The organism is Leclercia adecarboxylata (assembly GCF_006874705.1).
In the GTDB taxonomy this organism is placed as follows: Bacteria; Pseudomonadota; Gammaproteobacteria; order Enterobacterales; family Enterobacteriaceae; genus Enterobacter; species Enterobacter adecarboxylatus_C.
The window spans coordinates 4,231,009-4,249,232 of sequence record NZ_CP035382.1 but is presented as its reverse complement, the minus strand read 5'-3'; the positions used below and the strand labels follow the sequence as shown (position 1 = coordinate 4,249,232).

Here is an 18,224-nt window from a genome sequence, read left to right as displayed (position 1 = left end):
CTGGAGCATTACTGCTTATCAGGCAAGGCGTACGCGATGATGTAATCCCCGCGATCCGGTGACTGACGTGCGCCACCCGCATTGATGATGATGTACTGCTTCCCGGTTTTCGGTGACACGTAGGTCATCGGCCCGGACTGACTGCCCACCGGCAGACGGTCTTTCCAGATCTCTTTTCCGTTGGCGGTATCGAACGCGCGCAGGTAGAAGTCCTGCGTACCGGCGAAGAACAGCAGGCCGGACTGGGTAGAGAGCGATGCGCCCAGGGTTGGCATGCCGATCGGGATAGGCATATGCATGCGGATCCCCAGCGGACCGGTATCTTCCACGGTACCTACCGGCACCTGCCACACCAGTTTGCCGGACTTCAGATCCACGGCAGACATGGTGCCGAACGGCGGTTTCTGGCACGGAATGCCCAGCGGGGACAGGAAACGCTCGCGCATCGCGCCGAACGGCGTACCGTCCATCGGCACGATCCCCATCTCAATCCCGCTGGCGTTTTTGGCCACATTGGCGCGCGGCACCATGTAGTTCGCCAGCCCCAGGCGCATATCGTTAACGAACATCAGGCTGTTGTTCGGATCCACCGAGACGCTGCCCCAGTTCATCCCGCCCAGCGATCCCGGGAACTGCAGGGAGCGATCCAGACCCGGTGGGGTATAGACGCCCTGATGGCGCATCTCTTTAAACTGGATGCGGCACAGCAGCAGGTCAACCGGCGTCGCGCCCCACATATCCGATTCGTGCAGGGTCTGGTTGCCGATCATCGGCATGCCGACCGAGTACGGCTGGGTAGGGGAGTAACGCTCGCCCTCGACATTGCCGGCAGGCACCGGACGCTCTTCCACTTTCGCGACCGGCTCGCCGGTTTCGCGGTTGAGCATAAAGATCATGCCCTGCTTGCTGGTCTGCACCAGCACCGGAGTGGTATCGCCTTTATCATCCGGCAGATCGTACAGCAGCGGCTGAGACGGCAGGTCGAAGTCCCACAGGTCGTGGTGGGTGGTCTGGAAATGCCAGCGTACCTGGCCGGTAGCGGCATCCACCGCCACAATTGAGGAGCTGTATTTATCGTCCAGTTCGGTACGTTCGCCCGCGTAGAAGTCCGGGGTGGCGTTACCGGTCGGGAGATAGATCAGGTTCAGCTTCGCGTCATAGGACATGGCTGACCAGACGTTCGGCGTCCCGCGGGTATAGGTCTGGCCTTCCGGCGGCAGGCCGGTCAGGTTCGGGTTGCCCGGATCCCAGGCCCAGGCCAGTTTACCGGTGTGGACGTCATACGCCCGGACCACGCCCGGGGGTTCGCCGGTGGAAAAGTTATCAGCCACGCGTCCGCCCACAACCACCACATTACCCGCTACCAGCGGAGTGGAGGTTTGCTGATAGTAGCCCGGCTTGATCTCACCCATGCCTACGCCAAGGTCAACCACGCCGTGGTCGCCAAAGTCTTCGCACAGCTGGCCGTTATCGGCGTTGAGCGCAATCAGACGAGCATCGGTGGTCGGCAGGAACAGACGGCGCGCGCAGGCGGCAGGCTGCGTTTCTGTCGGTGACGTTGTCACGTTAGAGGTATCTTCGAAATAGCCCAGGCCACGGCAGCGCTGCCAGTTTGGCGCGGTGGCTTTCGAATCATAACGCCACTTCTCTTTCCCGGAGTCCACGTCCAGCGCCAGCACCTTGCTGTACGGGGTACAGACAAACAGCGTGTCGCCAATCTGCAGCGGGGTGTTCTGGTCTTCCGCGCCGGAGCCGTTGCTCTGCGGAATGTCGCCGGTATGGGCAACCCAGGCCACCTTCAAATCGTTAACGTTCTGCTTGTTAATCTGATCCAGCGCGGCAAAACGGTCGCCGTGGGTGGTGTTACCCCAGTGCGCCCAGTTCTTCTGCTGCTGCCCCGCAGGCACCGGTTTAACCGGGACGGGTTCGTTAGCGGCCACCAGGGTTTGCGGCTTAAACATCCAGCCGAAGCTCACCAGCATCACTACGGCCAGGACGGCAGCAATACCGAACGCCGGGGCTTTATTGACCGGCCGATCCGCGCCACGCAGGTACGGCCAGACGATCGCGGCCAGGAATGCCAGCACCGCAAAGGTGAACAGGCGCGAGAACAGCGGCCAGAAATCCCAGCCTGCGTCACTGACGGCCCAGATCGCCGAGGCGATAAACGCCACCGCGTAGAGGATAATGCCGCTGGTGCGATGACGCGCAATGAGGAACGCGGCGATCAGCATCACCACGCCCATGGTCAGGAAGTACCAGCTTCCCCCTACGGTGGCGAGCTTAAAGCCCAGCCCACCGACGGCCAGTCCGATGAGTGCCATCAGACCGACCAGCAGCCACAGCAGGATCCGGGGGAACCCACGTAGCGAATTACCTATAGCCATTTCTGTCTCCTGAAATAATCTTGTCTTCACTGGACAGGCAGAACCAGGCCTGAACCAAATGGGTAACAGAAGAGAAGATCCATGATGAAAAAGTCGGGCATGACGCCGTTATAGCGTCAGGGAAATCACCGCTGCGTTATTTGAATGAACCATTTGGTGAAATCGGCGGGTATGATAAAACTGTTAAATTGTTTAGCGCAATTGTTAATGAATGATTTCGCATTATTTGAGTAACGGAAACAAAAAGCCCGTCAGCAAGACGGGCGTAGGGGAAGTGTGATCACACCGGCATGGATTTACGAATCGCGCTGAGGAGCGTTTGCGTGGCAGTGGAGAGCGGGGCTTCGACGCGGGTTAATACCCCAATAGGTTCGCCGGGGCTGGAGGTTGTCACCGGCAGCGCCACCAGCGTGCCCTGGCGCAGATCTTCTTTCACCGCGCCGGAAGGGACAAACCAGACATAGTCATAATCGACGGTCAGCTGGCGTGACAGGGAGGCTGACAGGGTTTCGATACAGCCCGACGGCAGTTTGCACCCCTGGGTTTGCAGCAGCGTTTCCGCGGTCTGGCGCGGAACGGTGCCTTTCGGGGAGACCACCACCGGCCACTCCATCACCCGGCTGAGGGTCACGGTATCGTTGAGGATCGGGTGACGCGGGCGCACCACCAGCTTCAGGGATTCCAGGAACAGCAGTTCGTAGTTGAGACCGCTCATCAGCTCCGGGTCCGACATTCTGCCGATGCCAATATCCAGCTCTCCGGATTTCAGCCCCGCCAGCAGCATGGTGTTATTCATGGTGGCGACCTGCAGCGTGATGTTGCGCTGCTGCTTGTGGAACTGGCCAATGACCGCAGGGAGGATGCCCAGCGCCGCGGTAGGAAGCGCACCGATGCGCACCACATCTCCCGGCACGTCGTTGCGCCGCGTCAGGGACTGGCCCGCCGTATTCAGGGCATCGAGCACTTTAATGGCGTGGGTCAGGAATTGCTCTCCCACCAGCGTCAGCTGTGCACCCAGTCGTCCCCGGTCGAACAGGCGGGTGCCGGTTAGCTGTTCCAGCTCATTCAGCGTTTTTGAGAGCGCAGGCTGGCTCAGGTTGAGAGTTTCAGCCGCACGCCCCAGCGTTCCCTGTTGAGCGACGGCCACAAAAGTGTGCAGATGGCGCAGACGAATGCGCTGACTAAACAAACCATTTTTTTCCATAGGCGATGTTAAAAACAGAGGTAGCGGAGTGACAAGTAAAGTTGTTTAATTTTGATAACCTGCTAGCAAAATATTATTAACATTCAATCTAATTGAGTAACAAGCAATTTTTGGTTCTGCCCGTAAATAGTTGTGCAGACGCCTGAATCGCTTCACATCGCCGCTAGTCAGGAAATGAGCACCTCTCCACCTGGATCACAATTCGTAAATTCTTCCAGACGGCCTTAATGGCCTTCTCTACACTCCAGATAATATTCACTGGAGGCATTAAATCATGGCGAACAACATCACGGCTGATGATATTCGGGAGAACTTTTCACAGGCGATGTCGGCAATGTATCAGCAGGAAGTTCCGCAATACGGGACGCTGCTGGAGCTGGTCGCAGATGTGAATCTGGCGGTACTGGAAAATAACCCGAAGCTGCATGAGCAACTGGCCAACGCGGATGAACTGGCTCGCCTCAACCTCGAACGCCACGGGGCAATCCGTGTCGGTACGGCCTTGGAGCTGGCCACCCTGCGGCGGATGTTCGCCATTATGGGCATGTTCCCGGTCAGCTATTACGACCTCTCTCAGGCCGGGGTGCCGGTCCACTCGACCGCGTTTCGTCCGGTTGACGATGCCGCTCTGTGCCGCAATCCGTTTCGGATCTTCACCTCGCTGCTGCGCCTCGATCTGATTGATAACGTCGCCCTGCGCGAACAGGCGGCGGCGATCCTTGCCCGGCGCAATATCTTCACCCCCCGCTGTCTGGAGCTGATTGCCCTGCACGAAGCGGAAGGGGCGTTCACCCCGGCGCAGGCCGAGGAGTTTGTCCAGCAGGCGCTGGAGACCTTCCGCTGGCATCGTCATGCCACGGTCGATCATGAAACCTATCAGGCGCTGCACAACGAACACCGGCTGATTGCCGACGTGGTCTGCTTCCCGGGCTGTCATATCAACCACCTGACGCCGCGCACGCTGGATATCGACCGGGTACAGTCCCTGATGCCGGAGTACGGTATTGAGCCGAAGATGCTGATTGAAGGGCCGCCGCGCCGGGAGATGCCGCTCCTGCTGCGTCAGACCAGCTTTAAGGCGCTGGAGGAACCGATTTTGTTTGCGGGCGAACATCGGGGGACTCATACCGCCCGCTTCGGTGAGATCGAGCAGCGCGGCGTGGCCTTAACCCCGAAAGGGCGTGAACTCTACGATCGCCTGCTTAACGAAGCCGGAACGGGCAAGGACAACCTGACTCATCAGCTGCATCTGCAGGAGGTATTCCAGGCCTTTCCCGACAGCGATATTTTCCTGCGCCGTCAGGGGCTGGCGTGGTTCCGCTATCGCCTGACTCCGGCCGGGGAGTCGCACCGTCACTCCTTTGGCCCCGGGGACGATCCGCAGCCGCTGATTGAGCGCGGCTGGGTGGTGGCGCAGCCTATTACCTATGAAGATTTCCTCCCGGTAAGCGCCGCCGGGATCTTCCAGTCGAACCTCGGTAACGAGACGCAGGCCCGCACCCACGGCAACGCCAGCCGCGATGCCTTCGAGGAGGCGCTGGGCTGCCCGGTGCTGGATGAGTTCACCCTCTATCGCGAGGCGGAAGAACGCAGCAAGCGGCGTTGCGGTTTGCTCTGAAAACGGTACTCTGCGGGGATGTGATTGCAACCTGAGGTCAGTATGGAAAACGACTCATCCCCGATAATCACCACGCGCCAGGGGGCGCTGGGCGGCATCACGGATGGCGATGTGCAGGTCTGGCGCGCCATTCCCTACGCCGCGCCGCCGGTGGGCGCCCTGCGCTGGCGTTCGCCGCAGCCGGTTGAGCGCTGGCAGGGCGTGCGTCAGGCCACCACTTTTTCGCCGTCGAGCTGGCAGAGCAGCGAGTACTGCCAGCAGCTGGGCGGGGGCGATCCGGGGCGTTTCTCGGAAGATTGCCTCTACCTGAACGTCTGGGCCCCGGTTCAACGCCCGGCGCCGCTGCCGGTGATGGTCTGGCTGCACGGGGGCGGCTTCACCATCGGCGCAGGCGGGCTGCCGCCCTATGACGGGAAGGCGCTGGCGCAGCGCGGCGCGATCCTGGTGACGCTGAACTACCGGCTGGGCCATCTGGGCTTTTTTGCCCATCCGGCGCTGGCAGGGGAAGAGGAGCGGGTGGTGCATAACTTTGCTCTGCTCGATCAGATTGCCGCCCTGGAGTGGGTGCGAGACAACATCGCGCAGTTTGGCGGTGACCCGAACAACATCACCCTGTTTGGTGAATCCGCCGGGGCGCGCAGCGTGCTGTCACTGCTGGCCTCGCCGCTGGCGTTGGGGCTGTTTCATAAGGCGATTATCCAGAGCGGGTATACCCTGCCGGACACGCCCCGGGAGCAGGCGCTCAAAAAAGGCAAGGCGCTGGCGGCCCATTTTGGGCTGGAAGATGCCACCGCAGAGCAGCTGCGGGCGATCCCGCCCGAGGCGCTCTGGCCGCTGACGGCCCCGCTTAACGTCTCCCCTGCGCCGATCAATGGGGATTGCGTCCTGCCGGAGCCGATGCTGGAGGTCTTTTTTGCCGCTCGTCAGCATCCGGTGCCGATCATGGTCGGCTCCAACAGCGACGAAGCCAGCGTGATGGCGGTGTTTGGTATCGATCTCGCAGGGCAGATCCAGAAGCTGCGCCGGGAGCGGCGGCTGGGACTGGGGTTGATCAAGCTGCTCTATCCCGGCATCAAAGACGATGCTGAACTAGGACGCCAGGTGTGCCGCGATATGGCCTTCACCACCCTGGGATTTGTGGTGATGCAGGCCCAGCGTCGGGTGGGGCAGCCGTGCTGGCGCTACTGGTTCGACTATGTGGCCGAAGCCGAACATGCCACCTATATCAACGGGGCGTGGCATGGCAACGAGGTGCCGTACGTGTTTGATACGCTCACTCTGGCCGAGCCCGCCCGGCGCTACGTGAATGACAACGACCTGGCCTTCTCAGCCCAGGTTGCCGATTACTGGGTCAACTTCGCCCGCCATGCCAGCCAGCAGTGCGACGCGTTGGATGGCCCGACGCGCTGGCCTGCCTGTCACCACGGGCGGGACGTGTTGCTACGCATTGGAGTGAATAAACATGCGGGATTTAAGCTTGAAAACCGCTTTATGCGCGCCCGCATGGCGCTGTTTAAACGGGTGATGAAGCACCACGTCAGCCTGGATTGAGCAGACACTCGCGAAAGGCGGCCAGCCCGGCCGCTTTGCCCCGCGACTCCCGCAGCACCAGCCGGTAGCTGGCGCCGGTCCTGACGCTGCTGGCGTAAGGCCGCACCAGCCGCCCGGCGCGGATATCCTCCGCCACCAGCGTCTCGTCGGCAATGGCGACCCCGAGCCCCTGAATCGCGGCGGTGATCGCCAGATCCATGGTGTCGAAGTGTTGATTTTTGTGCATGACAGGCGGCGAAGTGGTCTGTTTTTCCAGCCACAGCGACCAGTCGGTCTTATCCCGCGTCGGATGCAGAAAGGTAAGCGACTCCAGCGCCGGGCCCTGGCGCAGAGGGCTGACCACCGGGGTTAACGCCTCTTCAAACAGCAGATCCCCGGCGCTGAGCTGGGTGCCAAAGACAATGGCGGCATCATAGGATTCGGTTTTGAAATTAACGCTGTGCTCGTTGGTGGTGGTCAGGGCAATCTGTAACTCGGGCTGTTCGCGCTCCACCTGCAGCAGCCGCGGCACCAGCCAGCGCATGGCGCAGGTGGGAACCTTCAGACGCACCACGGTTTGCTGGGCGCGGGCCTGATCCGCCACCGTCAGAAAGTGCTCCCAGGAGGCGCGCAGATCCGGCAGCAGGGCGCTGCCCTGGGGGGAGAGGCGCAGCCCGCGGGCGTGACGTTCAAAGAGCGGAAAACCGAACCAGCTTTCAAGAGCGGCGATTTTGCGGCTCACCGCCCCCTGGGTGAGGCAGAGCTCTTTTGCGGCATGGGTCAGATTCAGATGCCGCGCGGTGATAATAAAAGCCTCAACGGCGGTAAGCGGGAACGAGCGACGCGACACAGAACCTCCAGGTATGATTTTTTGTCATGGCTATTATGACAACAATTCGATTGTCGCCACAATAGTGTTCGGGTTGAATAGTTATGCATTCTCCACCAGAGGAATTTCCGATGACGCTGCGTACCCCGATACAACCCCGTTCCAAACTGCCGGACGTTGGCACCACGATTTTTACCGTTATCGGTCAGCTTTCCGCTGAACACAATGCCATCAACCTTTCCCAGGGTGCGCCGAACTTCGAATGCGATCCGGCGCTGATTGCCGGCGTTCACCGTGCGATGCAGGCGGGTCACAACCAGTACGCGTCGATGACCGGGCTGGCGCCGCTGAAAGCGCGCATCGCCGATAAAATCGCCTCGCTGTATGGCACCCAATACGATCCCGCCAGCGAAGTGCTGATCACCGCCAGCGCCAGCGAAGGGCTCTATTCGGCCATCAGCGGGCTGGTGCATCCCGGCGACGAAGTCATCTACTTTGAACCCTCATTCGACAGCTATGCGCCGATTGTGCGCCTACAGGGCGCGACGCCGGTCGCCATCAAGCTGACCGTGCCGGATTTCGCGGTGAACTGGGATGAAGTGCGTGCCGCCATCACCTCGCGCACGCGGATGATCATCATCAACACGCCGCATAACCCGAGCGGGCAGGTCTTCTCGGCCGCCGATCTGGAGCAGCTCGCGCTCGTCACCCGTAACACCGATATCATTATTCTCTCTGACGAAGTGTACGAACACGTGGTGTTTGACGACGTGCCGCATCACGGCATGGCGACCCATCCCGGGCTGGCGGAACGCAGCGTGATCGTCTCGTCCTTCGGCAAAACCTATCACGTCACCGGCTGGCGCGTGGGCTACTGCGTGGCCCCGGCGGAGCTGATGGAGGAGATCTGCAAGATCCATCAGTTTTTAATGTTTTCTGCCGATACCCCTATGCAGTACGCTTTTGCCGAGCATATGGCCGATCCGCAAACCTGGCTGTCGCTGGCGGCATTTTACCAGCGCAAGCGCGATCTGCTGGTCAATCTGCTGGCCGATTCACCCTTCCGTCTGCTGCCGAGCGCAGGCTCGTTCTTCCTGCTGGCGGATTACAGCCACTTCAGCGACGAGCGCGACAGCGAGATGGTGAAGCGGCTGATTGTGGATCACGGCGTTGCCACTATCCCGCTGTCGGCGTTTTATACCGACGGGACAGATAACAAATTAATCCGTCTCTCTTTTGCCAAAGATGAGGCGACATTACGGGCAGGTGCGCAGGCCCTGTGTCGGGTAACACCACGCTTAGGAGTTCAGTCATGAAATTAAAAGCCTTCGTTGTCGGCCTGGGATTGCTGTGTTCGTTTTCGTCCTTCGCGGCAACAGAATTACGTTACGGCGTCGAAGCCGAGTATCCGCCATTTGAGAGCCGCAATGCCTCGGGTGAGCTGGAAGGGTTTGATATTGAGCTCGGCAACGCCATTTGCGCCGCCGCCGCGCTGAAATGCAGCTGGGTTGAAACCTCGTTCGACGCGCTGATCCCGGGGCTGGTGGCGAAGAAATTCGACGCCATTAACTCGGCGATGAACATTACCGATCAGCGTCGTCAGAGCATCGACTTTACCCAGCCGATCTACCGGATCCCCTCCCAACTGGTGGGCAAAACCGGCAGTGCGGTAGACGCTACGCCGGAAGGGCTGAAAGGCAAGACCATCGGCGTGCTGCAGGGCTCCATTCAGGAGACCTATGCCAAGGAGCACTGGGAAAAACAGGGCGTCACCGTGGTGTCCTATAAAGATCAGAACATGGCCTGGGGCGATCTGCTCAATGGCCGTATCGATGCCTCGCTGGTGATGTCTGCCGCCGGGCAGGCAGGCTTCCTCAGCAAGCCGCAGGGGAAGGGCTTCGGCTTTATCGGCAAACCGGTATCGGATGACACTATTCTCGGCAGCGGGATCGGCTATGGCCTGCGTAAAGGCGACGAGGCCACCAAAAAGCAGCTTGATGCAGCCATTGATAAAGTCCGCGCTGACGGCACTATCGATAAGCTGGCGAAGAAGTACTTCCCGGGTATCGATGTCAGCGTAAAATAACGACAATCTGACTTTTTAGCCCCTGTCGTTAATGTCCGGCAGGGGCCTTTTTATACCCGTCATACTTCAAGTTGCCTGTGCGTTGGCTTTCCTCGCTCACCCCAGTCACTTACTTTAGTAAGCTCCTGGGGATTCGCTGCGTCGCCGCCTTCATGCAACTCGAATTATTTAGGGTATATACGTTTCTTTACCCCCGATTCAGGCAATTCTCCTCGACATAATAATCTTTCTCCCATTGCGCATATTCTCGCCTGTCAATTATTGGATTCTTAACCGTTTTTGTTTAGGCTGTGCCCTCTTAATGATGTTCTTTCTTGCCGTTGTTTCGCCCTGAGCGAAATCCACCTCCCCACGACCATAAGGACGTTTTTCCAGGCATGAATCGCAGACGTTTTTTAAAAGGCTCCCTGGCTGTTGCCGCCCTGAGCGGGACTTCCGGCCTCGCCGCGCTTTTTTCCCGGGCAGCCAGTGCGGCTGAGTCGGATATTGCGGACGGTACGAGCCGTCGTTTCGACTTCTCCGTGCTGCAATCCATGGCGCACGACCTGGCGCAAACACCCTGGGGCGGTGCGCCGCGTCCGCTGCCGGATACCTTAGCGACGCTGACGCCGCAGGCCTATAACAGCATCCAGTACGATGCGAAGCAGTCGCTGTGGAACAACATCGAAAACCGCCAGCTCGACGTGCAGTTCTTCCACGTCGGGATGGGCTTCCGCCGCCGGGTGCGCATGTTCTCGCTGGATAATCAGACCGCGCAGGCGCGTGAAATTCACTTCCGCCCGGAGCTGTTCAACTACCACGACGCGGGCGTTGATACGAAGCAGCTGGAAGGCCAGAGCGATTTAGGCTTTGCCGGTTTCCGCGCCTTTAAATCCCCGGAGCTGGCGCGTCGCGATATCGTCTCCTTCCTGGGCGCGAGCTACTTCCGCGCGGTGGATGACACTTATCAGTACGGCCTCTCTGCCCGCGGTCTGGCGCTCAACACCTATGCCGATACGCAGGAAGAGTTCCCGGACTTTACCTCGTTCTGGTTTGAAACCGTCAAACCGGGTGCGACCACCTTTACGGTCTACACCCTGCTCGACAGCCCGAGTATCACCGGGGCCTATAAGTTCGTGATCCACTGCGAGAAGACTCAGGTGATCATGGACGTCGAAAACCACCTGTATGCCCGAAAGGACATTCAGCAGCTGGGGATCGCGCCGATGACCAGCATGTTCGCCTGCGGCAACAACGAGCGCCGCATGTGCGACACCATTCATCCGCAGATCCACGACTCCGATCGTCTGGCGATGTGGCGCGGCAACGGCGAGTGGGTCTGCCGTCCGCTGAACAACCCGCAGAAGTTACAGTTCAACGCCTATACCGATAAGAACCCGAAAGGCTTTGGTCTGCTGCAGCTCGATCGCGATTTCTCGCACTATCAGGACATCATGGGCTGGTACAACAAACGTCCAGGCCTGTGGGTCGAGCCGCGCAACCAGTGGGGCAAGGGCACCGTGGGGCTGATGGAGATCCCGACCACCGGTGAAACCCTGGATAACGTGGTCTGCTTCTGGCAGCCGGAAAAACCGGTGAAAGCAGGCGACAAGCTGGACTTCCAGTACCGTCTCTACTGGAGCGCCAAACCGCCGGTCCGTTCTCCGCTGGCGAACGTGATGGCGACCCGTACCGGGATGGGCGGCTTCCCGGAAGGCTGGGCCCCGGGTGAAAACTATCCGAAGGTGTGGGCGCGCCGTTTCGCTATCGATTTTGTTGGCGGCGATCTGAAAGCGGCTGCGCCGAAAGGGATCGAGCCGGTGATCACCCTCTCCAGCGGCGAAGCGAAGCAGATCGAGATCCTGTACGTGGAGCCGTTCGACGGGTATCGCATTCTGTTTGACTGGTATCCGACCAGCGACTCCACCGATACGGTGGACATGCGCATGTTCCTGCGCTGCCAGGGGGAGGCGATCAGCGAAACCTGGCTGTATCACTACTTCCCACCGGCGCCCGATAAGCGCCAGTACGTGGATGACCGCATAATGCGTTAAGCCTGCGCCGGGTGGCGGCTGCGCCTGACCCGGCCTACTCAAACCATAACGATCCGGACCCTAGGCCCGGCAAGCGAATGCGCCGCCGGGCATCAGCCGCACCGATGCCACATTGCCGGGTGGCGGCTACACCTTACCCGGCCTACAAAGGCTAACCGATGAATATGACTAACGAAGAAGAAATTATCCCCGTCAGCGCACATATCGAACTGCGCGCCACCGACGAGCGTTACACCACCGAGCTGCACAATCTGGTAGTCAAAAACCGGGAGTGGCTGCAGGAATACCTCAACTGGCCGCAGTTTGTCGGCTCCGAAGACGATACCCGGCAGAACATCCTGAGCAACCAGATGCTGCATCAGCGCGGTTACGCCAAAATGTTCCTTATCTTCAGGGATAACGCCCTGGTGGGAGTGTTGTCGTTCAATTCCATCGAGCCGCTGAACAAAACCGGCTACATCGGCTACTGGCTGGATGAAGCGCATCAGGGGCAGGGGATTTTGTCTCAGGCGCTGGAAGCGTTTATTCAGCACTACGCCGGACGGGGAGAGATCCGCCGCTTCGTGATCAAGTGCCGCGTAGACAACGCCGCCAGTAACCAGGTGGCGCTGCGCAACGGCTTTCTGCTGGAAGGGTGCCTGCAAGAGGCCGAGTTCCTCAACGGGCGCTATGATGACCAGAATATCTACGCCCGGATCTGCACCTCATAATGCCCCGAGCAACGGCGTGCGGGTAATGTGCTGCGCGCCGTTGATCATCTTCTCGCCGCGCAGGTGAATCACCTCTCCGTCTGATGCCTCAATTACCGCGTCATCGGTAATTTCAATATGATGCTCGATCAGCACTTCGCCGCGAATGCGCGCCCGACCCTGGATCACCACTTTATCGTCAATCAGAATCGGCCCACCGCGTAGCCAGGCGTCGCCGCCAATCAGGACGTGATGTTTGATCACGCAGTTGCCCTCCACCAGGGCGTTTTCCGCCACCTGGGAGCTGTAGCGCAGGGTGGGGATGGCATCCTCCTCCAGCCCGGCGAGCAGGCGGGCGTTGCCATACACTTTGGCGCAGTCACACACCCAGACGTTATTCACCTCGTTGCCTTCGACCAGCGCGTTCTCAAATACTTCCGCGCGGTGTTCAACAAAGGCGTACGTGACGATGGCGTTGCCGTAGATCTGCGCCTGATGCACGACTCGCGACTGGCTGACCGTGGCTTCGCCAAAAATGCGCAGGATCTGATGCGGGTCCGGGGTCAGGCCTTTGGCGGCAATAACCATACTGTTATGCAGGACGCGGGCATTGTTGAAAAGATGACACTCACCGTGCACTATCGAGGATTGCACCGTGACGTTGTCACCTATACGCGCGCCGTGGGTGATCTGCGCCCCATCGACCCAGACGTTATCACTCACCGAGGCCTGATGGCTGATGACGCAGGGCCGGGTGATGCGCGCATTGCCGCTGACCTGCGCCCCGGCGAACACCACGCTGTTCTCGTCGTAGATCCAGCAGTCTTGCTCGTGCGACAGCGCCGATTCGTCATCGATCCAGCCGCCCCGAGTGCCGCACTTCACATCGTTGAAATCGCGCGCAGCGATAATCTGGCGCACTTCTACCGCTGCCTTCGTCTCGCCGTCCTGCCAGTAGTGCTGACGGCTTTCATCGCTAAGTCGATATTTTTTCATCACTCTGCCCGCAGTTGTCCTCTCCACTAAACGTAGCAAACTTTAGCTTGATCGAAACAGTGGCATCCGCAAATGAAACACCTTAAACTAGTATTTCAAATATATTTTATAGATTAAAATTTATGTATAAAACGCAACCGACTGAACGCGTTCTTAATTTACCCGCGGGCTACTACGGTATGGTGCTGGGGACCATTGGGATGGGCTTTGCCTGGCGTTACGCCAGCACTATCTGGCCGGTGACGCGCTGGCCGGGCGAGATCCTGGTGACGCTGGCGATGGCGATCTGGGCATTTCTGACCGTCGCTTTTCTCACCCGGGCGATACGTTTTCCGCGCAGCGTGCTGGCGGAGATGCGCCATCCGGTGATGAGCAGCTTTGTCAGCCTGTTTCCGGCCACCACGCTGCTGGTAGCGATTGGTTTTGTGCCCTGGTATCGCCCGCTGGCGCTGGCGCTGTTCACCGTCGGGGTGGTGGTGCAGTTGAGCTATGCGGCGTGGCAGTCTGCCGGACTGTGGCGCGGCAAACACCCGGAGGAGGCGACTACCCCGGGCCTCTATCTGCCTACGGTGGCGAACAACTTTATCAGCGCGATGGCCTGCGGCGCGCTCGGGTTTCACGATGCCGGGCTGGTGTTCCTCGGGGCCGGGGTCTTCTCCTGGCTGAGCCTGGAGCCGGTGATTTTGCAGCGTCTGCGGAGCGCAGGCGAACTGCCCCCCGCGATGCGCACCTCCCTTGGGATCCAGCTGGCACCCGCGCTGGTGGCCTGTAGCGCCTGGTTCAGCGTCAACGGCGGCGAAGCCGATACCTTCGCTAAAATGCTGTTCGGCTACGGCCTGCTGCAGCTGCTGTTTACCCTGCGCCTGATGCCCTGGTATCTTTCGCAGCCGTTTAATGCGTCGTTCTGGAGCTTTTCGTTCGGCGTCTCGGCGTTGGCCACCACCGGTCTGCATCTGGGGCAGAGTAGCCCGTCCGGTTTTTTCCACGCCATCGCCATCCCGCTGTTTATTTTTACCAATGCCATCATTGCGCTATTACTGGTGCGCACGTTTATCCTGCTGATGCAGGGCAAACTGTTGGTCCGTGCAGACAAAGCAACGCTTATGCAAGCTGAGGAAAGAGAATGACTGTGTTTGATGAGAACTACTTTACCGAAAAATATGGTATTACCCGCACCCACTCTGAGGTGGTGTACAGCGCAGGGATGGTTAAACCGGGCAAAACCCTGGATCTCGGCTGCGGCAACGGACGTAACAGCCTCTACCTGGCGGCTAATGGCTTTGACGTTACCGCGTGGGATAAGAATGCGGCAAGTATCGATAACATCGAGAGCATCAAGGCCAAAGAGGGGATCGCTAACCTGCAGACGGCGATTCAGGATCTCAACAGCCTGCGCTTTGACGGCGAATACGATTTTATCCTCTCAACCGTCGTGCTGATGTTCCTCCAGCCAGAGACTATTCCGGGCCTGATTGACAACATGCAGCGCTGCACCAAACCGGGCGGCTATAACCTGATTGTGGCGGCAATGGATACCGAAGACTATCCGTGCAACGTCGGCTTCCCGTTTGCGTTTAAAACCGGGGAGCTGAGCGGCTACTATGCGGGCTGGGAACAGCTGAAGTACAACGAGGACGTCGGTGAGTTACACCGCACCGACGCCCAGGGGAATCGTATTAAACTGCGTTTCGCCACGCTGCTGGCGCGTAAACCAGCGTAACGGGCATTGCCTGGCGGCGCTTCGCTTGCACGGGCCTACAGGTCAGGGATTTTGTAGGCCGGGTAAGGCGTCAGCCGCCACCCGGCTTAACGCGCCGCCAGCAGACAAAGCTGCAGCGCCGTATGATACGAGGCCTCGAACGATTTCAGCGGTAAAAACTCAAACTTCGAGTGGAAGTTATGGGCACCGGTGAAGAAGTTCGGGGTCAACAGCCCCTTCGCTGAAAGCGCCGCGCCGTCAGTGCCGCCGCGCATCGGGGTCGGTTTCGGCGTGATGCCTAAGCTTTCCATCGCCTCAAACATCAGGTCGATAGCCCGACGATCTTCCCCTACGGCGTTGCTGATGTTGCTGTAGGTATCTTCGATGTGCCAGCTCACCTTCGCGGTAGGATGCTGTGCCGCGATCTTCTGCGCGACGTCGCCAATTTGCGCCTTGCGGGCGGCAAAGCTGTCGCGATCGAAATCACGAATATTGGCCTTCAGGACCGCCTCGTTTTGCCCGGCCTGGATGCCGTTGAACCAGATGTAGCCTTCACGGCCTTCGGTATGCTCCGGGGTTTGCAGGCGATCGAAGTGGCTGATGTAGTCGGTGGCCATCAGCAGCGGGTTCACCAGCACCCCTTTGGCCGACATCGGGTGCGCGGTCACGCCGGTAAAGCGAATTTCCGCCGCTGCGGCATTGAAGTTCTCATAAACAATCTCTCCCAACTCGCAGCAATCGATAGTCCAGGCGAAATCAACGTCAAAACGCGCCAGATCCAGGGCTTTCGCCCCGCACAGGCCAATCTCTTCGTCCGGCACGAAGGCCACCACGATATCGCCATGTTGATGCTCTGCGGTGAGGTTCTCCAGCAGCGTCATCACTACGGTGACCGCCGCTTTGTTGTCGGCGCCCAGCACGCTGGTACCGTCGCTAAAGATAATCTCTTCGTTGGGATAGGCCAGAATTTCCGGGTGCTCGCTGACCCGCAGCCAGATATCTTTTTCACGGTTCAGACAGAGATCATCTCCGGTAAACGTGAGGATCTGCGGATAAATATCCGGTGACAATCCCACGTCGACGGTATCGATATGGGTGATAAAACCGATGCGCGGTGCGCCGGGCACATTGCCCTTTTTCACCGCGGTAACGGTGGCAAATTCGTCGATCACAATGTCGTCCAGACCCAGCGTTTGCAGCTCCATCGCCAGTGCACGAGCCATCTCATGCTGACCGGGGGTGGAGGGCAGGGTTTTCACCTTCGGATCGCTCTGGCTGGTGATAGCCAGGTAGCGAAAGAAGCGTTGGGTTAATTGACTGGCGAGCGCGTGAGCCATGGTGGATCCTTCTTTATTTGTGTTATCAGGTGTTTGCACAATCACTTTAGTGTTATTTATGGTTTGGCACGACAAAAATTCATTAGCCGTCAAATTAAAAGACAGGAAAACGCGATGAAAAGCAACCTCACAACCCTGGCACTGATGGTCGCCGCGCTGACGGTCAGTTCCACCGTTGCCGCTAAAACGCTGGTCTACTGTTCGGAAGGATCGCCGGAGAACTTTAACCCGCAACTCTATACCTCGGGCACCAGCGTGGATGCCAGCGCCGTACCGGTGTATAACCGGCTGGTGGATTTTACTCCGGGCACTACCGATCTGGTGCCGAGCCTGGCCGAAAGCTGGGACGTCAGCGAGGATGGCAAGGTCTATACCTTCCATCTGCGCAAAGGGGTCAAGTTCCAGAGCAATACGCTATTCACCCCGACACGAGACTTTAACGCCGATGATGTGATCTTCTCGTTTATGCGTCAGAAAGATGCCAGTCATCCGTATCACAACGTCTCCAACGGTAACTACTCCAATTTCGAGAGCTTGGAGTTCGGCAAGCTGATCGTCGCCATCGACAAAGTGGATGAGCATACGGTGCGCTTCACCCTGGCCCATCCGGAAGCGCCGTTCGTGGCGGACCTGGCCTGGTACTTCGCCTCAATCCTCTCTGCCGAATATGCCGACGCGATGCTGAAAGCCGGCACCCCGGAGAAGGTGGATATGGAGCCGATCGGCACCGGGCCGTTTAAGCTGGCGAAGTACCAGAAGGACTCGCGTATTCTGTTTACGGCGTTCCCTGAGTACTGGCAGGGCAAAGCGAAGCTGGATCGCCTGGTGTTCACCATCGTTCCGGACGCCTCGGTGCGCTTCGCCAAGCTGGAGAAAAACGAGTGCCAGGTGATGCCGTTCCCGAACCCCGCCGATCTGCCGCGGATGAAGGCCAACAAAGATCTCAATCTCATGAGCAAGGCGGGGCTGAATACCGGCTTCCTGTCGTTCAATACGCAAAAACCGCCGCTGGATAACGTCAAGGTGCGCCAGGCGCTGGCGATGGCGATCAACAAACCGGCCATTATCGAGGCCGTCTTCCAGGGCACCGGCACCGCCGCGAAAAACCTGCTGCCGCCGGGCGTCTGGAGCGCAGACAGTGAGTTGAAAGACTACGACTACGATCCAGAAAAAGCCAAAGCCCTGCTGAAAGAGGCCGGTTTTGCCAACGGGATGACCATCGACCTGTGGGCCATGCCGGTCCAGCGTCCGTACAACCCCAATGCCAAACGGATGGCCGAGATGATCCAGGCCGACTGGGCAAAAGTCGGCGTGCAGACCAAAGTCGTCACCTATGAGTGGGGGGAGTACCTCAAGCGGGTGAAGGGGGGTGAGCATCAGGCGGCGCTGATGGGCTGGACGACGGCAACGGGCGATCCGGATAATTTCTTCGGCCCGCTCTTTACCTGCACCTCGGCCAACGGCGGGTCGAATTCCGCCAAATGGTGTTATCCGCCATTTGATAAAATTATTGCCGAAGCGAAATCTATTACCGATCAGAATAAACGTGCGGCGTTATACCAGCAGGCACAGCAAATGATGCACGATCAAATGCCAGCGGTAATGATTGCGCACTCAACTATTTTTGAACCTGTACGCAAAGAAGTCACAGGTTATGAAATTGATCCGTTCGGTAAACATTTATTCTGGCAAGTGGATATAAAATAAACGTTTAATTCTGCCCGTCATCAAGACGGGCGATTTTTTTTTAATTTGTGCTGTCTTCATCATTTTTTGTCACTTTTCTTTCAGCCAACTTTTGCTATAACTTCAATTG

Annotated in this window: 14 protein-coding genes; 9 read left to right on the top strand and 5 right to left on the bottom strand. The window is 58.8% G+C overall.

Annotated elements, in window-relative coordinates; genetic code table 11:
* Positions 1 to 8: 8 nt before the first annotated feature.
* Together ES815_RS21210 and ES815_RS21205 are read right to left on the bottom strand one after the other, a co-directional pair.
* Complete coding sequence (locus ES815_RS21210; RefSeq protein ID WP_142489595.1) at positions 9 to 2,387, bottom strand: glucose/quinate/shikimate family membrane-bound PQQ-dependent dehydrogenase; 2,379 nt, start codon at positions 2,385 to 2,387, stop codon at positions 9 to 11.
* A 280-nt stretch (positions 2,388 to 2,667) separates the two neighbouring features.
* Positions 2,668 to 3,591, bottom strand: coding sequence for a LysR substrate-binding domain-containing protein (locus tag ES815_RS21205; RefSeq protein WP_142489594.1), 924 nt, complete (start codon positions 3,589 to 3,591; stop codon positions 2,668 to 2,670).
* Between the two features lie 274 nt (positions 3,592 to 3,865).
* On the opposite strand from ES815_RS21205, the gene ES815_RS21200 reads away from it, so the two are divergent.
* Positions 3,866 to 5,209, top strand: coding sequence for a VOC family protein (locus ES815_RS21200; RefSeq protein ID WP_142489593.1), 1,344 nt, complete (start codon positions 3,866 to 3,868; stop codon positions 5,207 to 5,209).
* 42 nt (positions 5,210 to 5,251) lie between these two features.
* The gene (locus ES815_RS21195; protein WP_142489592.1) at positions 5,252 to 6,760 is read left to right on the top strand and encodes a carboxylesterase/lipase family protein; all 1,509 of its coding nucleotides are present in this window, start codon (positions 5,252 to 5,254) and stop codon (positions 6,758 to 6,760) included.
* Here ES815_RS21195 and ES815_RS21190 read toward each other — a convergent pair.
* On the bottom strand, positions 6,747 to 7,589 hold the full coding sequence (locus tag ES815_RS21190; RefSeq protein WP_142489591.1) for a LysR family transcriptional regulator: 843 nt from the start codon (positions 7,587 to 7,589) through the stop codon (positions 6,747 to 6,749). The genes ES815_RS21195 and ES815_RS21190 overlap by 14 nt on opposite strands.
* A gap of 110 nt (positions 7,590 to 7,699) precedes the next feature.
* On the opposite strand from ES815_RS21190, the gene ES815_RS21185 reads away from it, so the two are divergent.
* The 4 genes from ES815_RS21185 (at position 7,700) to rimL (ending at position 12,397) form a co-directional block, all read left to right on the top strand.
* Positions 7,700 to 8,884, top strand: coding sequence for a pyridoxal phosphate-dependent aminotransferase (locus ES815_RS21185; RefSeq protein WP_142489590.1), 1,185 nt, complete (start codon positions 7,700 to 7,702; stop codon positions 8,882 to 8,884).
* On the top strand, positions 8,881 to 9,654 hold the full coding sequence (locus ES815_RS21180; protein WP_059307840.1) for an ABC transporter substrate-binding protein: 774 nt from the start codon (positions 8,881 to 8,883) through the stop codon (positions 9,652 to 9,654). Before ES815_RS21185 ends, ES815_RS21180 begins: the two co-directional genes overlap by 4 nt.
* 377 nt (positions 9,655 to 10,031) lie before the next feature.
* Positions 10,032 to 11,687: a glucan biosynthesis protein D gene (locus tag ES815_RS21175; protein WP_142489589.1), complete on the top strand. Its 1,656-nt coding sequence runs from the start codon at positions 10,032 to 10,034 to the stop codon at positions 11,685 to 11,687.
* Between the two features lie 164 nt (positions 11,688 to 11,851).
* Positions 11,852 to 12,397, top strand: a complete 546-nt coding sequence (rimL, locus tag ES815_RS21170) for a 50S ribosomal protein L7/L12-serine acetyltransferase (RefSeq protein ID WP_142490101.1) — start codon at positions 11,852 to 11,854, stop codon at positions 12,395 to 12,397.
* Here rimL and ydcK read toward each other — a convergent pair.
* Complete coding sequence (ydcK, locus tag ES815_RS21165; protein ID WP_142489588.1) at positions 12,392 to 13,372, bottom strand: YdcK family protein; 981 nt, start codon at positions 13,370 to 13,372, stop codon at positions 12,392 to 12,394. The two genes, rimL and ydcK, sit on opposite strands and share 6 nt — an antisense overlap.
* Before the next feature lie 122 nt (positions 13,373 to 13,494).
* On the opposite strand from ydcK, the gene tehA reads away from it, so the two are divergent.
* Entirely contained in the window at positions 13,495 to 14,499 is a 1,005-nt protein-coding gene (gene tehA / locus ES815_RS21160; protein ID WP_142489587.1) for a dicarboxylate transporter/tellurite-resistance protein TehA, read from the top strand.
* Positions 14,496 to 15,092: a tellurite resistance methyltransferase TehB gene (gene tehB, locus ES815_RS21155; protein ID WP_142489586.1), complete on the top strand. Its 597-nt coding sequence runs from the start codon at positions 14,496 to 14,498 to the stop codon at positions 15,090 to 15,092. The genes tehA and tehB overlap by 4 nt, the downstream gene beginning before the upstream one ends.
* A gap of 86 nt (positions 15,093 to 15,178) precedes the next feature.
* On the opposite strand, the gene pepT is transcribed toward tehB, so the two are convergent.
* Positions 15,179 to 16,408, bottom strand: a complete 1,230-nt coding sequence (gene pepT / locus ES815_RS21150; protein ID WP_142489585.1) for a peptidase T — start codon at positions 16,406 to 16,408, stop codon at positions 15,179 to 15,181.
* Between the two features lie 114 nt (positions 16,409 to 16,522).
* On the opposite strand from pepT, the gene ES815_RS21145 reads away from it, so the two are divergent.
* A complete protein-coding gene (locus ES815_RS21145) occupies positions 16,523 to 18,115 on the top strand; it encodes an ABC transporter substrate-binding protein (protein ID WP_142489584.1) in 1,593 nt (530 codons plus the stop codon).
* The last annotated feature ends 109 nt before the right edge of the window (positions 18,116 to 18,224 follow it).